The organism is Streptococcus sp. E24BD, assembly GCF_041807825.1.
GTDB classification, from domain to species: Bacteria; Bacillota; Bacilli; order Lactobacillales; family Streptococcaceae; genus Streptococcus; species Streptococcus entericus.
Genome location: NZ_JBGTZB010000036.1, coordinates 1 through 16573, shown reverse-complemented (window position 1 = coordinate 16573; position 16573 = coordinate 1). Strand labels below are relative to the sequence as shown.

The 16573-nt window shown below is 46.6% G+C and carries 18 protein-coding genes and 1 pseudogene; 7 read left to right on the top strand and 12 right to left on the bottom strand.

Annotated elements, in window-relative coordinates:
- Positions 1–239: 239 nt before the first annotated feature.
- The 10 genes and pseudogenes from ACERC5_RS08415 to ACERC5_RS08370 all read right to left on the bottom strand — a co-directional run bounded on the left by ACERC5_RS08415 (position 240) and on the right by ACERC5_RS08370 (position 9175).
- Complete coding sequence (locus ACERC5_RS08415) at positions 240–1397, bottom strand: LCP family protein (RefSeq protein WP_373660563.1); 1158 nt, start codon at positions 1395–1397, stop codon at positions 240–242.
- A 3-nt stretch (positions 1398–1400) separates the two neighbouring features.
- Entirely contained in the window at positions 1401–1922 is a 522-nt protein-coding gene (locus tag ACERC5_RS08410) for an N-acetyltransferase family protein (protein ID WP_373659458.1), read from the bottom strand.
- Positions 1903–2358 (bottom strand): tRNA (adenosine(37)-N6)-threonylcarbamoyltransferase complex ATPase subunit type 1 TsaE, encoded by a 456-nt coding sequence (gene tsaE, locus ACERC5_RS08405; protein WP_373660562.1) that lies wholly within the window; start codon positions 2356–2358, stop codon positions 1903–1905. Before tsaE ends, ACERC5_RS08410 begins: the two co-directional genes overlap by 20 nt.
- Before the next feature lie 197 nt (positions 2359–2555).
- The gene (locus ACERC5_RS08400) at positions 2556–4040 is read right to left on the bottom strand and encodes a DUF1846 domain-containing protein (protein WP_373659460.1); all 1485 of its coding nucleotides are present in this window, start codon (positions 4038–4040) and stop codon (positions 2556–2558) included.
- 118 nt (positions 4041–4158) lie between these two features.
- Positions 4159–4704 carry a DUF177 domain-containing protein gene (locus tag ACERC5_RS08395; protein WP_373659461.1) on the bottom strand — a complete coding sequence of 182 codons (546 nt, stop codon included), beginning with the start codon at positions 4702–4704 and terminating at the stop codon, positions 4159–4161.
- Positions 4705–4985: 281 nt separating this feature from the next.
- Positions 4986–5726 carry an ABC transporter permease gene (locus ACERC5_RS08390; protein WP_373660561.1) on the bottom strand — a complete coding sequence of 247 codons (741 nt, stop codon included), beginning with the start codon at positions 5724–5726 and terminating at the stop codon, positions 4986–4988.
- A gap of 96 nt (positions 5727–5822) precedes the next feature.
- On the bottom strand, positions 5823–7514 hold the full coding sequence (locus ACERC5_RS08385; RefSeq protein WP_373660560.1) for an FtsX-like permease family protein: 1692 nt from the start codon (positions 7512–7514) through the stop codon (positions 5823–5825).
- The gene (locus tag ACERC5_RS08380) at positions 7448–8188 is read right to left on the bottom strand and encodes a hypothetical protein (protein ID WP_373659463.1); all 741 of its coding nucleotides are present in this window, start codon (positions 8186–8188) and stop codon (positions 7448–7450) included. The genes ACERC5_RS08385 and ACERC5_RS08380 overlap by 67 nt, the downstream gene beginning before the upstream one ends.
- Positions 8189–8206: 18 nt before the next feature.
- Positions 8207–8464 (bottom strand): hypothetical protein, encoded by a 258-nt coding sequence (locus tag ACERC5_RS08375; protein WP_373659465.1) that lies wholly within the window; start codon positions 8462–8464, stop codon positions 8207–8209.
- 9 nt (positions 8465–8473) lie between these two features.
- Positions 8474–9175: pseudogene (locus tag ACERC5_RS08370) on the bottom strand (ABC transporter ATP-binding protein).
- Between the two features lie 134 nt (positions 9176–9309).
- Here ACERC5_RS08370 and ACERC5_RS08365 point away from each other — a divergent pair.
- Complete coding sequence (locus ACERC5_RS08365; RefSeq protein ID WP_373659466.1) at positions 9310–9855, top strand: TetR/AcrR family transcriptional regulator; 546 nt, start codon at positions 9310–9312, stop codon at positions 9853–9855.
- Positions 9856–9928: 73 nt separating this feature from the next.
- Here ACERC5_RS08365 and htpX read toward each other — a convergent pair whose 3' ends face one another.
- Both htpX and ACERC5_RS08355 read right to left on the bottom strand, forming a co-directional pair.
- Positions 9929–10822, bottom strand: a complete 894-nt coding sequence (gene htpX, locus ACERC5_RS08360) for a zinc metalloprotease HtpX (protein WP_373659467.1) — start codon at positions 10820–10822, stop codon at positions 9929–9931.
- Between the two features lie 260 nt (positions 10823–11082).
- Complete coding sequence (locus ACERC5_RS08355; protein ID WP_373659468.1) at positions 11083–11634, bottom strand: LemA family protein; 552 nt, start codon at positions 11632–11634, stop codon at positions 11083–11085.
- Between the two features lie 101 nt (positions 11635–11735).
- On the opposite strand from ACERC5_RS08355, the gene rsmG reads away from it, so the two are divergent.
- From rsmG to ACERC5_RS08325, 6 genes are all read left to right on the top strand, one after another.
- A complete protein-coding gene (rsmG, locus tag ACERC5_RS08350; RefSeq protein WP_373659469.1) occupies positions 11736–12449 on the top strand; it encodes a 16S rRNA (guanine(527)-N(7))-methyltransferase RsmG in 714 nt (237 codons plus the stop codon).
- The gene (locus ACERC5_RS08345; protein ID WP_373659470.1) at positions 12446–13819 is read left to right on the top strand and encodes a TrkH family potassium uptake protein; all 1374 of its coding nucleotides are present in this window, start codon (positions 12446–12448) and stop codon (positions 13817–13819) included. The genes rsmG and ACERC5_RS08345 overlap by 4 nt, the downstream gene beginning before the upstream one ends.
- 11 nt (positions 13820–13830) lie before the next feature.
- Positions 13831–14502: an NAD-binding protein gene (locus ACERC5_RS08340; RefSeq protein WP_373659471.1), complete on the top strand. Its 672-nt coding sequence runs from the start codon at positions 13831–13833 to the stop codon at positions 14500–14502.
- A gap of 486 nt (positions 14503–14988) precedes the next feature.
- Positions 14989–15186: a helix-turn-helix transcriptional regulator gene (locus ACERC5_RS08335; RefSeq protein WP_373659472.1), complete on the top strand. Its 198-nt coding sequence runs from the start codon at positions 14989–14991 to the stop codon at positions 15184–15186.
- Between the two features lie 170 nt (positions 15187–15356).
- A complete protein-coding gene (locus tag ACERC5_RS08330) occupies positions 15357–15857 on the top strand; it encodes a DUF3278 domain-containing protein (protein WP_373659473.1) in 501 nt (166 codons plus the stop codon).
- A gap of 25 nt (positions 15858–15882) precedes the next feature.
- Positions 15883–16392, top strand: a complete 510-nt coding sequence (locus ACERC5_RS08325) for a DUF6773 family protein (protein WP_373659474.1) — start codon at positions 15883–15885, stop codon at positions 16390–16392.
- Positions 16393–16573 lie beyond the last annotated feature (181 nt).

Here is a 16573-nt window from a genome sequence, read left to right as displayed (position 1 = left end):
GGTTTCAGAAACTTTGAAAAGACAAAACTCGCATTTTCATTGCCATAAACATAAAACGAGAGAAGACAAGAACTGTCCTCTCTCGGTGTTAAGTGAGTCAACCCACTACAGTTGACAAAGAGCCTATTTTTACACTTTTCAACAACTCCGGTTTTTGGTAGCTGAACAGAGACAATGTCGTCTAATAAAAAAGAGGAGACCTGTTAGTCTTCTCTTATAATAAATCATTTTCTGATTAGCTAATCCGAGGTTGTGTCTCCTGATGACTGACTTCCAAATGTTGGATTTAGAGGCGCTAAGCTTTCTGATTGACTAGAGGGGTCATTATAATCAACCGAAGGAGTAGGGGAAACAGTGTCCTGATAAGTTGTTGAAACCTCTGGGGACATGCCATAGATGTCTTCGTAAAGTACAGCTATTGTCGTCAGGTCTTGGTTTTCTGGTAGTCCCAGTTCACGCTTAATTCGATTTTGGGTCTCAAGCAGATGCTCTCTAGTTACGGCTTGATAGCTAACCTCATCAACCATGGCATCCTCGCCATGCAACTGATAAGTTTGCAAGTTACTAATCGCCTGACGATAAGCCAACAAGTCAGGAATCGTCTGTGGTGTTAACAGGATGTCAGTTTGCATGTTTTTGCTGACAGCGGTCAAAATGCTACGGTAACTACTCAAGCTATTGAGCGCCAGCAGTTTGGAAACGAGTTTTTGGATAACTTCACGTTGGCGCCGTTGGCGACCATAGTCTCCTTCTGGGTCATCGTAGCGCATGCGGGCGTAGACCAAGGCTTGATCGCCGTTGACTTTGTGCGTTCCTGGTTCAACGCTTGAGGTATACTCAGGCTCCCATTCATCAATACGAATTGGGAAATCAAACTGATTGGTCACGGTAATGCCACCAACAGCATTGACTAGGTCAACCAGCCCCTGCATGTTGATCTGCATGTAATAATTGATCCGAATATCCATCAAGCCCTCCACAGTCTTGATGGCCATCGGTGCACCTCCATAGGCATAGGCGGCATTTAACTTAGTTTTTGTCCCGAGAGGTTCACCAGTGTCATCTAGCAAATCGACCAAGGTATCTCGCTCCAGACTGGTCAGGGTTGTGGTGTTGGTCTGAGGGTTAACGGTGACCAAAATCATCGAATCGCTCTGCCCTTGCCATCTGTCCTCACGAGAGCCTGATCCAGTATCTACCCCCATCAAAAGAACTGAAAACGGCTTTGTGTCAGCAATCGCTGTGCTTTGTATGCTATCTTGCCGATAGTTTTTAAAGGTTTTGGACAGCTCGTTGGTTGAAAACGAATAGGCTGTGGTCAGATACAAACCGACCGCAATAGCTGTCACAGTGATAATCCCTGTCAACATCAGGGCAATTTTTTTCCCAATACTCATTAGTTATCCTATCATTTTTGCCATCATGTAAACGTCCAGAAAGTCACCTGTAGCGGAAACCGCTCCTCGCTGTTTCGTTCCTTCAATTTCAAATCCCAAATGTTGGTAAAGGCGAGTGGCTCGGTCATTTCTGACCTGCACGGTTAATTCTAATCTGGCTAACACATCTTCTTGCTCCGCCCAGTCAATAGCTTCCTCTAACATCAGGCGTCCCAGGCCATGCCCCCAGTATGGTTTGTGAACAGCCAAAAAGATATGCCCAATATGGTTTAGTTTGGACTGTGGAGCTGTTCTAACGGTCAAGGCACCAATTAACTGGTCATCTACTAAAGCCAGTAAACAAAACTGGTCATTGGCACGATAGAACTTATCTAAGGTGTCGGCCATTTGCTCAACAGACTGGGACAAGCCACTGTCATCCATGACCAGATAATCGGTCTCTGTTGCGACTTGAGCCATAAAATCCAAAAAAGCAGCCGCATCTTGTCCGCTGGCTTCTCGAAAACTAATGGTCTGCTCTGCCATTTTCAAAATCCTCCAAAATCTCCTGAGACCGCTGGCCAAAAGCCGCTAAGCTCACCTGTCTGCCGTGGTCACGGCGCTCGATAACCAGCTCCAGGTAGTCCTCAATCGCGTCACTCGGCAAGAGCCTGCCCCACTCGATGACGGTTACGCCGTCGCTGTAGAGAAACTCGTCGATGTCGATACTGTCTGGGTCATCACCAAGACGATAGATGTCTAAGTGGTTGAGAGGCAGTCGTCCCTCATAGGTGCGGACCAAGGTATAAGTCGGACTTTTTACCATCTGCGTGATTCCCAGCCCTTTGGCTAAGCCCTTGGTCAGGGTGGTTTTACCAACTCCCAGCTCGCCAGTCAGTAAAATCACTTGACCAGCGTCAAGATGCTTGGCCAACCGTTCCCCCAGTGCCATGAGTTCTTCTTCATTTTCAGTATAAAACATAGGTCTATTATAACAAAAAATAGCTGGCGAACCAACTATTTTTCTTTTTGTTCCTTTTGCCAAGCCAAGCAGACACTAGTCGTCCATTTTAACACGTCAAGACCAACTGACGAGTTGAGAGCTTCTTAACCTCCACGACAACATTTTGAAAACCGTCTTCTGAAATCTTTTTCAGATAGTCGTCTAGATTTGCTCGTTTAACGACGGTAAAGTTTCTGACGTGAGTAGATTGGGTCGACAGTGACATTGACGCCCAATTTACGGAGGACATTTTTATCCTCTTCAGGCAAGATTACTGTTGAGTGTACCTCGCTGCCTTGTAAGTTGCCTAATTCCTGCATGGCACGATGGGCTTCTGGACTGTTGCGCGCTGTAATCGCTAGGGCAATCAGTAATTCAGAAGAGTGCAGGCGGGGGTTTCGGTTGCCTAAGTGATTGATTTTTAAGCCTTGGATTGGCGTTACATAATCAGGTTCAATCAGGTGCGTTTGCTTGTCAATACCCGCTAAGGCTTTGATGGCATTTACCAAAACAGCAGCTGTCGGTCCGAACAAATCAGAGGTCTTACCAGTGACCGTCTGACCATTTGGCAATTCAAGCGCTAGGGCAGCATCGCCTGTCAGTTCCGCCTTTTCTCTGGCCACCAAGGTTACCTGGCGGTCTGCTGGCGTGATACCGAGGTCGTTCATCAAGAACTCAATCTTCTTGACAGCTACCTCGCTCACTCGTTCTGCCTTGAAGTCAACCAAGGTCTGGTAATAGCGACGGATAATCTCTTGTTTTGACGCCTCAACAGCAGCATCGTTATCAGTAATGGCAAAACCGACCATATTAACACCCATATCCGTCGGTGAAGCATACGGAGATTTGCCAAGAATCCGCTCTAACATACGCTTGACCACTGGGAAAATCTCGATGTCACGGTTATAATTGACCGTTGTCTTCCCGTAAGTTTCCAAGTGGAAAGGGTCAATCATGTTGACGTCATCAAGGTCAGCTGTTGCAGCTTCGTAAGCCAAGTTAACAGGGTGGTGCAGTGGCAAGTTCCAAACAGGGAAGGTTTCAAACTTGGCGTATCCTGAGCTAACGCCATTGAGTTGGTCATGGTAAAGCTGGGAGATGCAGGTCGCCAATTTTCCTGAACCAGGGCCCGGAGCCGTAACAACGATGAGGTTGCGACTGGTCTGAATGTAGTCGTTTTTCCCCATCCCTTCTGCCGACATAATGTGGTCAATATCTGTCGGATAGCCCTTAATCGGGTAGTGGAGGTAAGATGATATGCCGTGTTTTGTCAGGCTATAGCGGAAAGCGTCTGCCGCAGGCTGACCGGCATACTGAGTAATGACGACAGACCCAACAAAGAGATCAAGGTCATTAAACTTGTCAATCAGACGAAAGACCTCTTGGTCATAAGAAATCCCCAAATCACCGCGTGCCTTGGAATGCTCGATATTGTTTGCATTGATGGCAATAACAATTTCTACCTGCTCACGCAGTTCGTGTAGGAGTTTAATTTTATTATCAGGTTCATAACCAGGCAAGACACGAGCTGCATGGAAGTCTTCCAGCATTTTACCACCAAACTCTAGGTAAAGTTTGCCTTCAAACTGACTGATTCGCTCCAAGATGTGGTCACGTTGCAAACTGAGGTATTTTTCCGAATCAAAAGCTTTGCGTATCATGTTCTTCCTCCTATGTTATAAAAAAGTGATGGTCATAAAAAATATATTCTAGCAAATATAAGCTGAGCTTGTCAAGCAAAAACTGACAATTCTCAGAAAAATCGTCAGTTTTTTGTCACTAATTTGTGTCATCTTCACTGAAGAGACCAGCTAAACCTGCAAAAGGGCTACTGGCTTCCTTTTCAGCCTGTTTTTGAGCGTCGTATTGGCTCTCTGTTAAAATAGACCAGTTTTGCCCACTCGGTAAGTCTTCCTCTTGCTCTTCCTCAGGTGTCAAGACACGACTGGGCAGGTTGAGGAGAATGTTATCGACAACACTTTCTGTCAGGTCAATATGGTCTCCTTCGACAATCAAGACCAAATCGTCATCAACCAATTCCTGCTTTGCTGCGACATTCGAAGCAGCAATAAACACTTCCTGTACAGCTTGGCTATTGTCCAAAAGAACAGGCTCTAAAGAGCGACTGGATGGCAGGGTCAGCTGATAGGTCATGGTATAGGTCAAGAGATAGAGCCCTTGGTCATGACTGACTTGCCCCTGAACGACGACCGGTCCCAAAGCTAAAATCTCTGGCTCTCTGGCTTTAAGCACCTCTTCGAGGTGTAATATCTGCTGAAAAGTAATACCGTCTGGCTGTTTTCGAATGTCTGTTAAACGAAACATCATCTTCTCCTTTGTCTTCACTGATTCTATTATAGCAAGATTTCGATGACTTGTCTTGACCAAGTTGAAAAATATAATAAGAGAATGTTGGAGCCTGAGACAAAAGTCCCTGCCTCTCAACTTGTTTTTGAATGCTTAAACAAGACGCAGTGGTTGAGTGTAAAATAGTCCAGCAGGCTGGTTTAGTCCAAAGCTTAAAATTAGGAAGAACAGGAAAAATTCCCGCTTTGGGTGACCAATTTTTGCCCTACTCTCTTTTTCTCGTTTGAAACTGCAATCGGCTACTCAAGAGATTTTAAGGCTTCAAGCATATCGACCTGGCGCAAACGGCGGTTAATGAGTACACCCAATACAATCAAAATCATAGCGATGGCAAACACTGGTGTCAAGTAAACACTCAGAGCCACCTGAGGCTGGAACATCAAACTAGGTGAGGCAATCATGTTTAGCAACAAGCGGTGGAGATAAACACCCCCTCCCAGCCCTAACATGATGCCAGCGAGTGACAGCACAATGGTTTCACGGTAAATATAAAGTGTGACCTCCTTATGATGGAAACCGAGAACCTTGATGGTGGACAGTTCGCGAATGCACTCTGCCACATTTATCGTCGTTAAGTTGTATAAAATGACAACCGCTAATAAAATGGAGAGGGCAATCAGTACCAACATAACGGCTGACAGGGAATCTGCCGTCTTTGTCAAAGCCATTTCAAGCGTGGTATTTTGAACGACACTTGCGACCGCGTATTGCTTCAGGGCTTCTGCTGCTGTTTCTTTGATATGTTCAGGCGATTGGTCTTTAAGCTGAATCAGGTAACCATTGGGTGGACTGGGTTTAGGTTGGAGTTTTTCGTAATATGCCTCAGATAAGTAGATGTAATGACCAGCATATAGTTCACTGATGCCTGCAACCGTCAGGGTCACAGAATGGTCTTCCAGCGTCACAGTCAGCTGGTCACCAAGGTCAACACCGTATAGGGTTGCCAGCTTTTCAGTCACAATAGCGCCTGTGTCGCTCAAATTTAGCTGCTCTTTAGTCTGTCGTTGCCTGAGTTGAATAAAATCGTTCAGCTGAGGCTGATTTGCCACAAGTAGGGTGATGGTCTGGTCACCTGTTTACTGAATAGTTTCTGAAGTGCTGAAAAAACGGACGGGGAGTTTCTGAGCAATAGTTGCCGTTTCTAAAAAACTGGTCAACTGGTCTTTATCATCTTGCGATGCTCTGCTATTTTCCACTAGAATCAAGTCATAGGTCAATAGCTCCCCAAACTGGCTCTTAGCCACCCCTGAAATTGAGGACTGAATACCTAAGCCCGCAAAGAAAAGGGCCACCGACCCTGCTACTCCAAAAATGGTCATCAACATCCGTTGCTTGTAGCGAAAAATGTTGCGAGCAGTGACCTTGTGCGTAAAGCTGAGGCGTTTCCAGATAAAGGTCCAGCGTTCTAGCCAAATGGAAGAACCAGTAACTGGCGGTTTGGCTTGTAGTAATTGTGCAGGTTTTTCCCTGATTAAATCCCTGTGGGCAACGAGATAGGCTGGCAAAACCGCTGAGATCAGGGCTAATAGCACAGCAACCAAGCTCCAGCCAGGATAGAAGCTATGACTGATCTGCCCTAAAACCAGTTTTTGGGTCAGAATATTGCCAATCATGGAAGAGAGCACCGTATGTCCCAAGATAACCCCGACAAGTGTTCCAGCAAGACTGGCGGTCAAACCATACACGACAAATTTTGCCATGATGGCTCGATTAGTAAATCCTAAGGACTTAAAAATACCGATAGTATGACGTTCCTCATCAACAAAACTCGTCATCGTTGTCAGGCTGACTAGGGCCGCCACCAGATAAAGGACAACAGGAAAGATATTGCCGACAGCTGAAATGGCAGAGGCTCCTGTTTTAAAGGTATCATAGCCATGACCGCCTGGAAAGGTTTGACGCGTATAAACCCTATAATCAGGCTCAGTCAACTGGTTGAGTTGGTCTGTCGCTTGAGTGAGTTCCTTATCTGCGCTCGCCATCTGTGCTTGGGCATCAGCTTTCTGACGGTCAAAATCAGATTGGGAGCGCTCAAGCTCTGCTTTAGCCGAGTTGAGGCGGTCTTGCTCTTGTGAGATGACCAAACTTTCCTGATCTAGCCGAGCTTGATTGGCGACATAAGCACTTAAACCTGATTGATAGGTGGCTAAACCTGATTGGTAAGCGGCTAAGCCTGCATCATAATCCACCTTACCCTGCTGATAGGTGGTTAGACCTTCTTCATAGGCTGCCTTGCCTTGTTGATAGCTAGCCAGCTGTAGGTCATAGGCCTCTAAGGCTGAGCGGTACTGGCTTTCTGCCGTCTGATAGGCTGACCGCTCGTTCTCATAGATGGTGAGGTTACTCTGATAGCCTGCCTGCCCTTGTTGGAGATTGTTTTCTAATTGGGTCAATCGCTGAGCAGTTTCTGCTAGTTGACTTTCTCGAGCAGTCAGACGAGAGGCGCTTTGAGGATCCTGTCCCTGCACAAGCCACTCCTGTTTTTCTGCCTCAAGACGTGACACCTCTGTTTGCCAAACCTGCTGTTCTAGGGCAAGGTTTGTTGCTAACTCATCCAGCTGTTTTTTATCAGCAGCTAGGGACAGTTGACTTTGCTCCAATGCCTTACTTGCTTGTTCCAGCTGGGCCTTCGTCGTGTCAAGCGCTGTTTTACCCGTTTGAAGCGCCAAATCTGCCTCTGCCAGTTCACGTGACGTTTTTGTTAAACGCGCTTCTGCTTGTTCAAGCTCCAACTTGCTGTCATCGAGCTGTTTTTTCGATTGAGCCAATTCGGCTTGACTAGTCGCCAGTTGATGTTGAGTGCAAGCTCGGCTTGACCTTGGTTGAGGAGTTCTTGACCTTTTTCTAATTGGCTTTGCCCCTGAGAAAGGGCTCCCCTAGCCTCTGCCAGTTGCTCTTCACCATCTGCGATTTGCTCTTTAGTCTCTGAAAGTTGTTTGCGCCCGCGGTCAATCTCCGACTGTGCATCTGCTCTTAACACCTGCCAACGTTGATGACCGTTATCAGCGAGGAGAGCTGTCAATTGCTGTTGATGCTCTGCTATTTTCCTATCGTAGGTCTCGGTGAAAAAGGGTTCCCCTCTCAACTCATCATAGACTAAACGCGCAATCATGTAAACAGAGCTGTCAAAAGCCGCCTCTGTAGTCACTCCGTAAGCCATTAAGTCGCCTGTTCCTGCCCTTGTCTGACCGAGGACTTCCTTATCCCAAAGTTCTGCGGACTGGACAAAACCAGTCACTGTAAAGGTATCTGTTGTCAGAGGACTGTCAGAAGATGGTGTGAAACGAATGGCATCTCCAATCTGATAAGACGGACTTAACTGTTCTGATAGAGCCACTTCATGAGCTGTTTCAGGCAACCGCCCTGAGCGCACCCGATAGGTAGACAAGGTCTTCGGAGAGGAAAAGAGCCGAACGGCCTCGTCCTGACCTGCGATGGTCACATCAGCTAAGTAGCCAAATTATACAGTCGCTCCTTTAACTTGCTTTAGCTCTTCTTGGTCTTCTGCCGATAGGCCATAGTCTGCCATCACTGCTAAATCCACCAGATGGGTTTCTGTGATGTAGTCCTGAGCTGTCCTTTGCATATTTGGGGTCGTCACCTTGAGACCAACCAAAGCAAGAGAGCCAATCATCATCAGGCTAAAGATTGAAAAAAATCTCCCTTTTGAACCCAAAAAAGACTGGGACAATTCTTTAAGATAGACTGATTTTTTCATGACAGCACCCTAGTATTCTAGCATTTCAATATCCTGAGGTTGGGCGTTGGTGATAACGGATTTAACCGTTGCATCCCGCATATGAATCACACGGTCTGCAATCGGCGCTAAAGCAGCGTTATGGGTCACGATGATGACGGTCGCCCCTTGGTGCCTAGACATGTCCTGTGAGATTTTCAAGACCTGCTTACCTGTTTGATAATCCAGAGCGCCTGTCGGCTCATCGCAGAGCAACAGTTTTGGTTTTTTAGCCACTGCTCGTGCAATCGATACCCGCTGCTGCTCACCTCCTGACAGCTGGGCTGGGAAATGATTGAGACGCTGACTAAGCCCAACCTGTTTGAGTACCTCAGTTGGGTCTAAAGAATCCTTAACGATTTCGCAGGCAAGTTCGACATTTTCCTTAGCCGTGAGATTAGCGACCAGATTATAAAATTGAAAGACAAATCCGACATCGTCACGGCGGTAGTTCGTCAGCTGATGAGCATTGAACTGTGCGATGTCAACGCCATCAATCATCACCTGCCCCTGATCACTGGTATCCATCCCGCCTAAAATATTTAGCAAGGTCTATTTTCCAGCACCAGAAGACCCAAGGATAATCACCAACTCGCCTTGTTCAATCGCAAAAGTTACCTCGTGATTGGCCACAATGCGACTATCCCCACTGCCATAAGACTTTGAAACCTGTTTGACATCAATATAAGCCATGTTAAATCCTTTCCCTTCCTGATTAGCTCTACAAAATAGACAGATTGTTGATTTTAACTGCCATCTATGATAACATGAAGCGATAGCAATCACAAGAACAAAAAACGACAAACTGTCGATTTAAGGATAGAGCGATGAAACACCGACAAACCGAAACCAAAGCTTACTTGAAAAAAGCCTTGACGCTCCTGCTTCAGGACACTGAGATTGAACACTTGACCATCAGCCAAATCACTAAAAAAGCCGGCATCAACCGCAGCACCTTTTATCTCCATTATCAAGACAAGTACGACTTTATCAATCACCTCAAAGATGATACTTGGCAAGAGATTGACATTCTGCTTGAGCGGCATAAGCATCAGCCTAGAGCAGGGATTTTAGCGATTTTACAGTTTTTGAAAGGGGATTTTGATTTTATTTCAGCCATAGCTAATAGTCTCTTTTTGAATCTGTCTGAATCAATCAAGGACTTCACTCGCCATCTACTGAGTCCCGACGAGCAAATTGCAGAAGCCTTAGTCGAGGCTTACCGCATCCCTTATCCCTATGCCCTGACCGTTTATTTGTCCTCCATAGAAAGCATCATCAGTCTTTGGATTGAAACAGGTGGCCAAGAGAGTCCTGAGGAAATGACTGACATTATTTTGACCGTTGTTGATTTGGGCAATCAGTTTCAGTGAGCGGTTGAGGAAATGAGTACAAAAATAAAATAGCCCCTTTCTGTCAGCCGTTGTGAACAGAAAGGGGCTTATCTTACATCTTTTCTAGCCGTGCAATACGGTCTGCAATGGGGGGATGGGTGTAAAAGAGGGATTTAAAGCCCTCTTTTTTCTTAGGGTCATTGATATATAAAGCTGCGCTGGCTGAATCAACAGACTGCTGCATTGGGGCAGATTGGTCCAATTTTTGAAGCGCCCTAATCATCCCGTAGGGATTTCGGGTCAACTCAACAGCGCCAGCATCAGCCAGGTACTCCCTCTGGCGGGAAATGGCTAGCTGAACAAGGGTGGCCGCCAGCGGTGCGAGAGCGATTGCCAACAAAGAAAAAACCAGAATCAGGACACTAGCTCCGTCGTTATCGCGGTTGTTTCGGCGTGAACGTCCACCACCATACCACATCATGCGACCACCCAGCGAAGACAGGAGGGTTACTGCCGATGCGAGAGCGACAGCTATGGTCGAGATACGGATGTCATAGTTACGAATATGGCTGACTTCGTGCCCCATGACCGCTTCAAGTTCCTCTCGGTTCATTACTGCGAGAAGACCTGTCGTCGCAGCAACCGCTGCATTCTCGGGGCTTGACCCTGTAGCAAAGGCATTGAAGGCTGGGTCATCGATGATAAAGACACGTGGCATGGGGATTTGAGCGACCATGGCCATGTCTTCGACCACATGATAAAGGTCTGGGGCTTCGGCTACCGTCACTTCACGCGCCTGATTCATGGACATGACCACATTGGTTGATTGAAAAATCATGATGGCAGCATAGATGAGCCCGATAAGAAGGGCGAGCACAGCGCCGAACGCCAGTGAATCCGCCAGCACATAACCTAGCGCAGCTCCGAGAGTTGTCAAGAGAGCGAAAAAAACGAGCAATAAAGCGATGGTTCGTCGCTTGTTAGACTTGATTTGTTCAAACAGCATAGGGTTTTCCTCCAGTTTGAAAAAAGAGTGTGTGGCAACAATCGTTCATTCGTCAGAATTACATCTCCAAGACTACGTCACTCCCCCTTCAAAGCTCAAAAGCCTTAAAGCACTCAGCAGTGGGGACTAATGATCTGTGCATGGGCAACTTTAAAACAGACAAAATCGATAAAAATTACTCCAAACCACCACAACTCCTCTGATTAACGACAATAAAATGAAGAAACTAGGAATCTTTTCCCAGCCTCTTCCGTGAAAAATTAGAAGTCAAAATTAACTGTTGGCACAACTTTTTCTTCTTCAGGAGTTTGTAAAAAGTCAACCTTCTTAAAACCAAACAGGCCTGCAATGATATTGCTTGGGAAGGTTTCTAATTTGACGTTATAGTTGGAAACGGTGGTGTTATACAACTGACGAGAATAAGAAATCTTGTTCTCGGTGTTGGTCAATTCGTCTTGCAACTTGACAAAGCTGGCATTGGCTTTAAGGTCAGGATAGTTTTCTGCAACAGCAAGGATACCTGCAACTTGACGAGTCAAAGCATCAGAAGCCTGCATGGCTTCAGCTGGGCTGCTAGCCTTAGCAATCTGCGCTCTCAACTCTGCAATTTTTTCCAAGGTCTGACCTTCGTATTTGGCGTAGCCTTTAACAGTCTCAATCAAGTTAGGAATCAGGTCATTACGACGCTTGAGTTGAACGTCAATCTGGCTCCAAGACTCTTGTGTTTGCACCCGACTCTTGACCAGGCTGTTATACACACCGACCACGAGTAAGGCAATAAGGGCAACAATAGCAATAATAATCCAAAACATAGAGAGTTCCTCCTTTTTTCTACAGAACCATTATACCATACTTTGGCAAAAAAAGGGAGTTTGTGGTAGAATGGAACCACTAAAGACGATAAAGGATAACCATGACACCACAAGAATTTTACGACCACTTGGCAGCCGCTGGCTTTTTCCTTAACGACCAGCAAAAAGCACAATTCAACCGTTACTTTGAGCTCTTGGTTGAATGGAATGAAAAGATTAACCTAACTGCCATCACCGCACGCGACGAGGTCTATCTCAAACACTTCTACGACAGCCTTGCACCAGTTCTTCAGGGGCACATCAAAAACCAGCCCCTAACATTGCTGGATATCGGTGCTGGAGCTGGCTTTCCCAGCCTTCCGATGAAAATCCTCTGCCCAGAGCTTGAGGTCACCATTATCGATTCCCTCAATAAGCGGATTAGCTTTTTGACCTTACTAGCTGAGGAGTTAGGGCTGACTGGTGTCGCTTTTTATCATGGCAGAGCGGAAGACTTTGGTCAAGATAAGACGTTCAGAGGGCAGTTTGACCTCGTCACTGCCAGAGCTGTCGCTCGCCTGCAAGTCTTGGCAGAGCTGACGATCCCCTTTCTTCGTATCAATGGTCAGCTGATTGCCCTCAAGGCAGCAGCGGCTGACAGCGAGTTACTTGACGCTAAAACAGCGCTTCAGACCCTCTTTGCCAAGGTCGACGAGACAAGAGATTACCAGCTGCCAAACGGTGATTCCCGCAACCTGACCATTGTCCGCAAAACCAAAGAAACACCTAACAAATACCCCAGAAAGGCTGGCTTGCCAAATAAGAAACCCCTATGATGCCTGAATTAAGACCCCTAACCATCGCTCAGAAGCTGAGTATCAGTTTTTTAGCGACTATTCTCGTCGGCAGTCTCTTACTGTCTCTCCCCATCTTTCACGTGGCAGGTGCACCGCCAACCAGCTACCTTGACCACCTCTTTCACGCGGTCTCCATGGTTTGCGTGACCGGTCTGTCAGTTTTTCCTGTCGCTGAGGTCTACAATCGCCTAGGGCAGGTTATCTGCTTGATTCTGATTCAGATTGGTGGGCTGGGGTTGGTCAGCCTGATTGCCATCAGTTACTATACCCTCAAGCGCAAGGTCGGTGTCAACGACCAAGAATTGCTCAAGTCCTCGCTCAGCTTTGACCAGCCGACAAGCTTGAAAGAGCATCTCTTTTCCATCTACAAAATCACTCTAACTATCGAAGGGGTGGGAGCCCTCCTTCTTATGGTGGATTTCATTCCCCGCTATGGTTGGGCAGATGGCATTTTTAACAGCATTTTCCTCGCCATCTCTGCATTTTGTAACGCCGGTTTTGATAACCTAGGCGCCAACAGTCTGGGCGATTTCGTCGTCAATCCCTTGGTCAATCTGGTCATTGCAGGGTTGATTTTATCAGGAGGCTTAGGCTTCATCGTCTGGAAAGATCTGATTCAGGCCTTTAAGCGCTCCGTCTTAACCAAACCACGCCAGCCCAAGCGACTGGAGCGTTGGTTGTCACCACATTCCAAATTGATGCTGATCACCACCGGTATCATCCTACTAGCTGGAACGCTCCTATCTTGGTTGATTGAGCTGGATAATCCAGCCACCATCGGGCATTACAGCCCACCACAACAACTTTTAGTCAGCTTTTTTCAAACTGTGACCATGCGAACGGCAGGCTTTTCGACCATCAGCTATGTCCAAACTGACTTGGTGACCAATATCCTCTATATCCTGCAAATGCTCATGGGGGGTGCACCTGGTGGGACAGCAGGCGGGCTCAAGCTGAGCGTGGTCGCCATTCTCTTCTTGGTCTTCAAGGCCGAGCTATCTGGCAATAGCCAAATCCTCTTTCAGTACCGAAGCATTCCACAAAAGCTGCTCAAGCAAACCTTGACGGTGCTGATTTTCTTCTTTACAGTCTTTTTGGTCGGCTATCTCCTGCTCTTGCAGGTTGAGCCGTCACTTGACCCCTTTGCCCTGCTCTTTGAAGTGGCCAGCGCTCTAGCAACGGTCGGCATCACCATGGATGTCACCAGCCAGCTGGGCTTGGGTGGTCGGGTCATCATCATGCTACTCATGTTTATCGGCCGCGTAGGACCAATCACTGTCCTGCTCAGCCTTGTTCAGAAAAAAGAAAAACCCATCCAATATGCGGAAACCAACATTTTGGTGGGCTAGGAAAGGATCTTATGACACGAAAAATTATCGGTGTGCTGGGACTTGGTGTGTTTGGTCGCACAGTGGCGAGGGAGCTAACCCAGTTTGATCAGGACGTTATCGCTGCAGACAATGACGGTCGCCATATTGAGGCGGTCGCTGATCAGGTCAGCAAGGCTGCTGTCGGTGACATTACCGACTACCATTTCCTGCAAGGGCTTGGTATCGACCACTGCGACGCTGTGGTTATCGCTACAGGAACTAACCTAGAGGCAGCCGTTCTTGCCGTCATCAACTGTAAAAAGCTGGACGTCAAGAAAATTGTCGCTAAGGCCAAGAGTATGAGCTACGAGGAAGTCCTCTATGCCGTCGGTGCTGATTTGGTTATCTCGCCAGAGCGCGAAGCTGGGGTCAACCTGGTTTCGACACTGCTGCGCAACAAAATTCACGACGTTTTTCATTTCGAGGGGGACACCGCTATTGTTGAGTTTGAGATTCCTGATAAATGGATCGGCAAGTCTATCATTCAGCTAGATGTTCGCAACACCTACGACATCAACATCATCGGTCTCCGTGAGCAAAAGAACGCTCCCATCAACACGACCCTTGCCCTCAACCAGCCCTTGGCCAAAGGGACATTGTTGGTGGCTATCGCCAATAGCAGAGCTTTCGAGCAATTCGACTATCTGGACGAGTTGACATAGGCGCTTCAAAATCAAGACCTGCAACCTATCAAAACCATGACAGACAGCCCTTGCTCTCCATCACTAGAATCCAGGGCTGTTTTTCCAGCAGCTGAAGTACCCTATCACTCAAACCCTTCGTCAGAAAAGGAAAGCAAGCACGCAAAAAAACTCGCTCAGCTACAAGACTGCTATGGCTTGATTTCAGCCATGCGTTCTTAAACGCTGTTCTTTACTGAAGTCTGGGGCTAACCCGACATGCTAGCCTAGCGAACAGCAAAAAAATCTAAAAAAAAATGTGTCATTTATAGTTGACACATTTTTTCTTATCTGTTATACTAGGTATGTGACATATATATGACCTGGGTGGACGTGCCCAAAATTTTTTAAGCAGTGATGTCATCTATATAAGACACTGAGGGTGACCTCAAAAAATTTTACTCCAATGTGTCACATATAAAAGACATCAGCTCTGCTATTTCCCAAAAAACACTGAAAGGAGTTCAGATGAACCGTGTCAAAGACTTTCGCACTCAGGCTGGGCTGTCGCAGTTAGCGCTGGCCAAGAGCATCAGTGTCGCTAGGCAGACCATCAACCTGATTGAAAACGACAAGTACAATCCCTCACTGGACCTCTGCATCAAGCTGGCAGAGGTGCTAGAAACTGACCTAAATACCCTTTTTTGGGAGACGAGACATGTTTAAGGGGAGCAGGATGATAAAACTGTTTGCTGGCAATGGTTATCCTTGCGTTAGTGGGCTAGTGGTTGGCTCAACTATTCACTTTGTAACATGGCCTGACAAACTATTATCCTCTAGCTTTGCGGCAGCTATCCTCCCAAAACCATCAAAAACAACTCAAGGAGACTAAAATGATGAACCTCAATAAAGATAACCTCTACATTTTCTTTCTACGGCGTTTCTACGACATCACCAGTGACTTGGACGAGTACACCATCAGCGAGATTAACAAATTCGGTAACAACATGTACATGCTCATGTATTGTCTCGTCTTCCTGATTGGCTTGGCTTATTTTTTCAACTTGCCCGGCACTATCGAGGTGATTATCCTTATCTTGCTCTTTTTACCACCTCATCTTCAGAAGAAGATGGCAAGGCGACTAGGACTGGATAAGGTCGAGACCGATAAACAAGGGTTGAAACAGGCTAGGCTGAACATACTCAAGCGGACGCTTCTCCAAACGGTCTTAACAGCAATAGGGTTGGGGTGGTTGTTCCTGTTCGCCAATGCCACTCATGACTATAGACCGGATTTCCTAAGCAGCATCGCTCTGCCAGTTTGGGCAACAGTGGTCGTCAGTCGCTTAGCTTACCTTGCCTTTAAAAATAACCGTAAAATTACCATCATCGACTAATCTCAACAGTTAGAGGAGACTTATCATGACAACAACGACTCTATGGAGCAAGATTATCCGCTGGTTTTACGGCATCGAGGAATTGGACGAATACCGCGAAGCCATGGTCAACCGTATCGGTAATCAGCTATTTATGGTGCATTTTATGATTAATCTGCTGAGTACAGCTCTGGCTTTTTACCTGATGAAGACCCCTAGCATCGCCTTGGACTTGCTCATGTGGACAAACTTTATCTGGTTTTATGTGGCGACAGGCTACATGATGTTTAAGAGCAATCAACTGGGCATACGAACCCACGAGGTCGATGAACAAGACTATGAGACGGTTAAAGCCAAAAAGCTCCGTCAACTCAAGCGTGCGTTCTTGCTGGTAACACCACTCTACCACCTCTTCTTGAGCTATAGCCCATCAAAAGACTTGTTGACGGAAGTCTTGGACTGGCGACGCTTGCTAGCTACTGCTATTTGGGTCTTGGTCACCTATCTCGGTTTCCGATTTTTCCTGCTAAAGGGTATCAAAATTGATAAAGAATAGGGTTAAAAATAATTTAAATCAGATTAAACGGCAGGTCACTGATCATGACATGCCGTTTTTGTGGCTCTATAATTTCTGTAGTGGGTAAATCCACCATGGAGATTATAGAGCCTTTTGAGTGTAGAAAAAAAGTTCCATATGACCTACAATGAAAAGTGCTTAAACAACTCATTAGAAAGAC

Bases quoted from the DNA above. Each gene is read 5' to 3' on its own strand.
- ACERC5_RS08415 (WP_373660563.1), bottom strand. From the start codon at position 1,397: ATGAGTATTGGGAAAAAAATTGCCCTGATGTTGACAGGGATTATCACT.
- ACERC5_RS08365 (WP_373659466.1), top strand. From the start codon at position 9,310: ATGAAACACCGACAAACCGAAACCAAAGCTTACTTGAAAAAAGCCTTG.
- tsaE (WP_373660562.1), bottom strand. From the start codon at position 2,358: ATGTTTTATACTGAAAATGAAGAAGAACTCATGGCACTGGGGGAACGG.
- ACERC5_RS08330 (WP_373659473.1), top strand. From the start codon at position 15,357: ATGAACCTCAATAAAGATAACCTCTACATTTTCTTTCTACGGCGTTTC.
- ACERC5_RS08375 (WP_373659465.1), bottom strand. From the start codon at position 8,464: ATGAAAAAATCAGTCTATCTTAAAGAATTGTCCCAGTCTTTTTTGGGT.
- ACERC5_RS08325 (WP_373659474.1), top strand. From the start codon at position 15,883: ATGACAACAACGACTCTATGGAGCAAGATTATCCGCTGGTTTTACGGC.
- ACERC5_RS08345 (WP_373659470.1), top strand. From the start codon at position 12,446: ATGATGCCTGAATTAAGACCCCTAACCATCGCTCAGAAGCTGAGTATC.
- ACERC5_RS08335 (WP_373659472.1), top strand. From the start codon at position 14,989: ATGAACCGTGTCAAAGACTTTCGCACTCAGGCTGGGCTGTCGCAGTTA.
- htpX (WP_373659467.1), bottom strand. From the start codon at position 10,822: ATGCTGTTTGAACAAATCAAGTCTAACAAGCGACGAACCATCGCTTTA.
- ACERC5_RS08395 (WP_373659461.1), bottom strand. From the start codon at position 4,704: ATGTTTCGTTTAACAGACATTCGAAAACAGCCAGACGGTATTACTTTT.
- ACERC5_RS08355 (WP_373659468.1), bottom strand. From the start codon at position 11,634: ATGTTTTGGATTATTATTGCTATTGTTGCCCTTATTGCCTTACTCGTG.
- ACERC5_RS08340 (WP_373659471.1), top strand. From the start codon at position 13,831: ATGACACGAAAAATTATCGGTGTGCTGGGACTTGGTGTGTTTGGTCGC.
- rsmG (WP_373659469.1), top strand. From the start codon at position 11,736: ATGACACCACAAGAATTTTACGACCACTTGGCAGCCGCTGGCTTTTTC.
- ACERC5_RS08400 (WP_373659460.1), bottom strand. From the start codon at position 4,040: ATGATACGCAAAGCTTTTGATTCGGAAAAATACCTCAGTTTGCAACGT.
- ACERC5_RS08410 (WP_373659458.1), bottom strand. From the start codon at position 1,922: ATGGCAGAGCAGACCATTAGTTTTCGAGAAGCCAGCGGACAAGATGCG.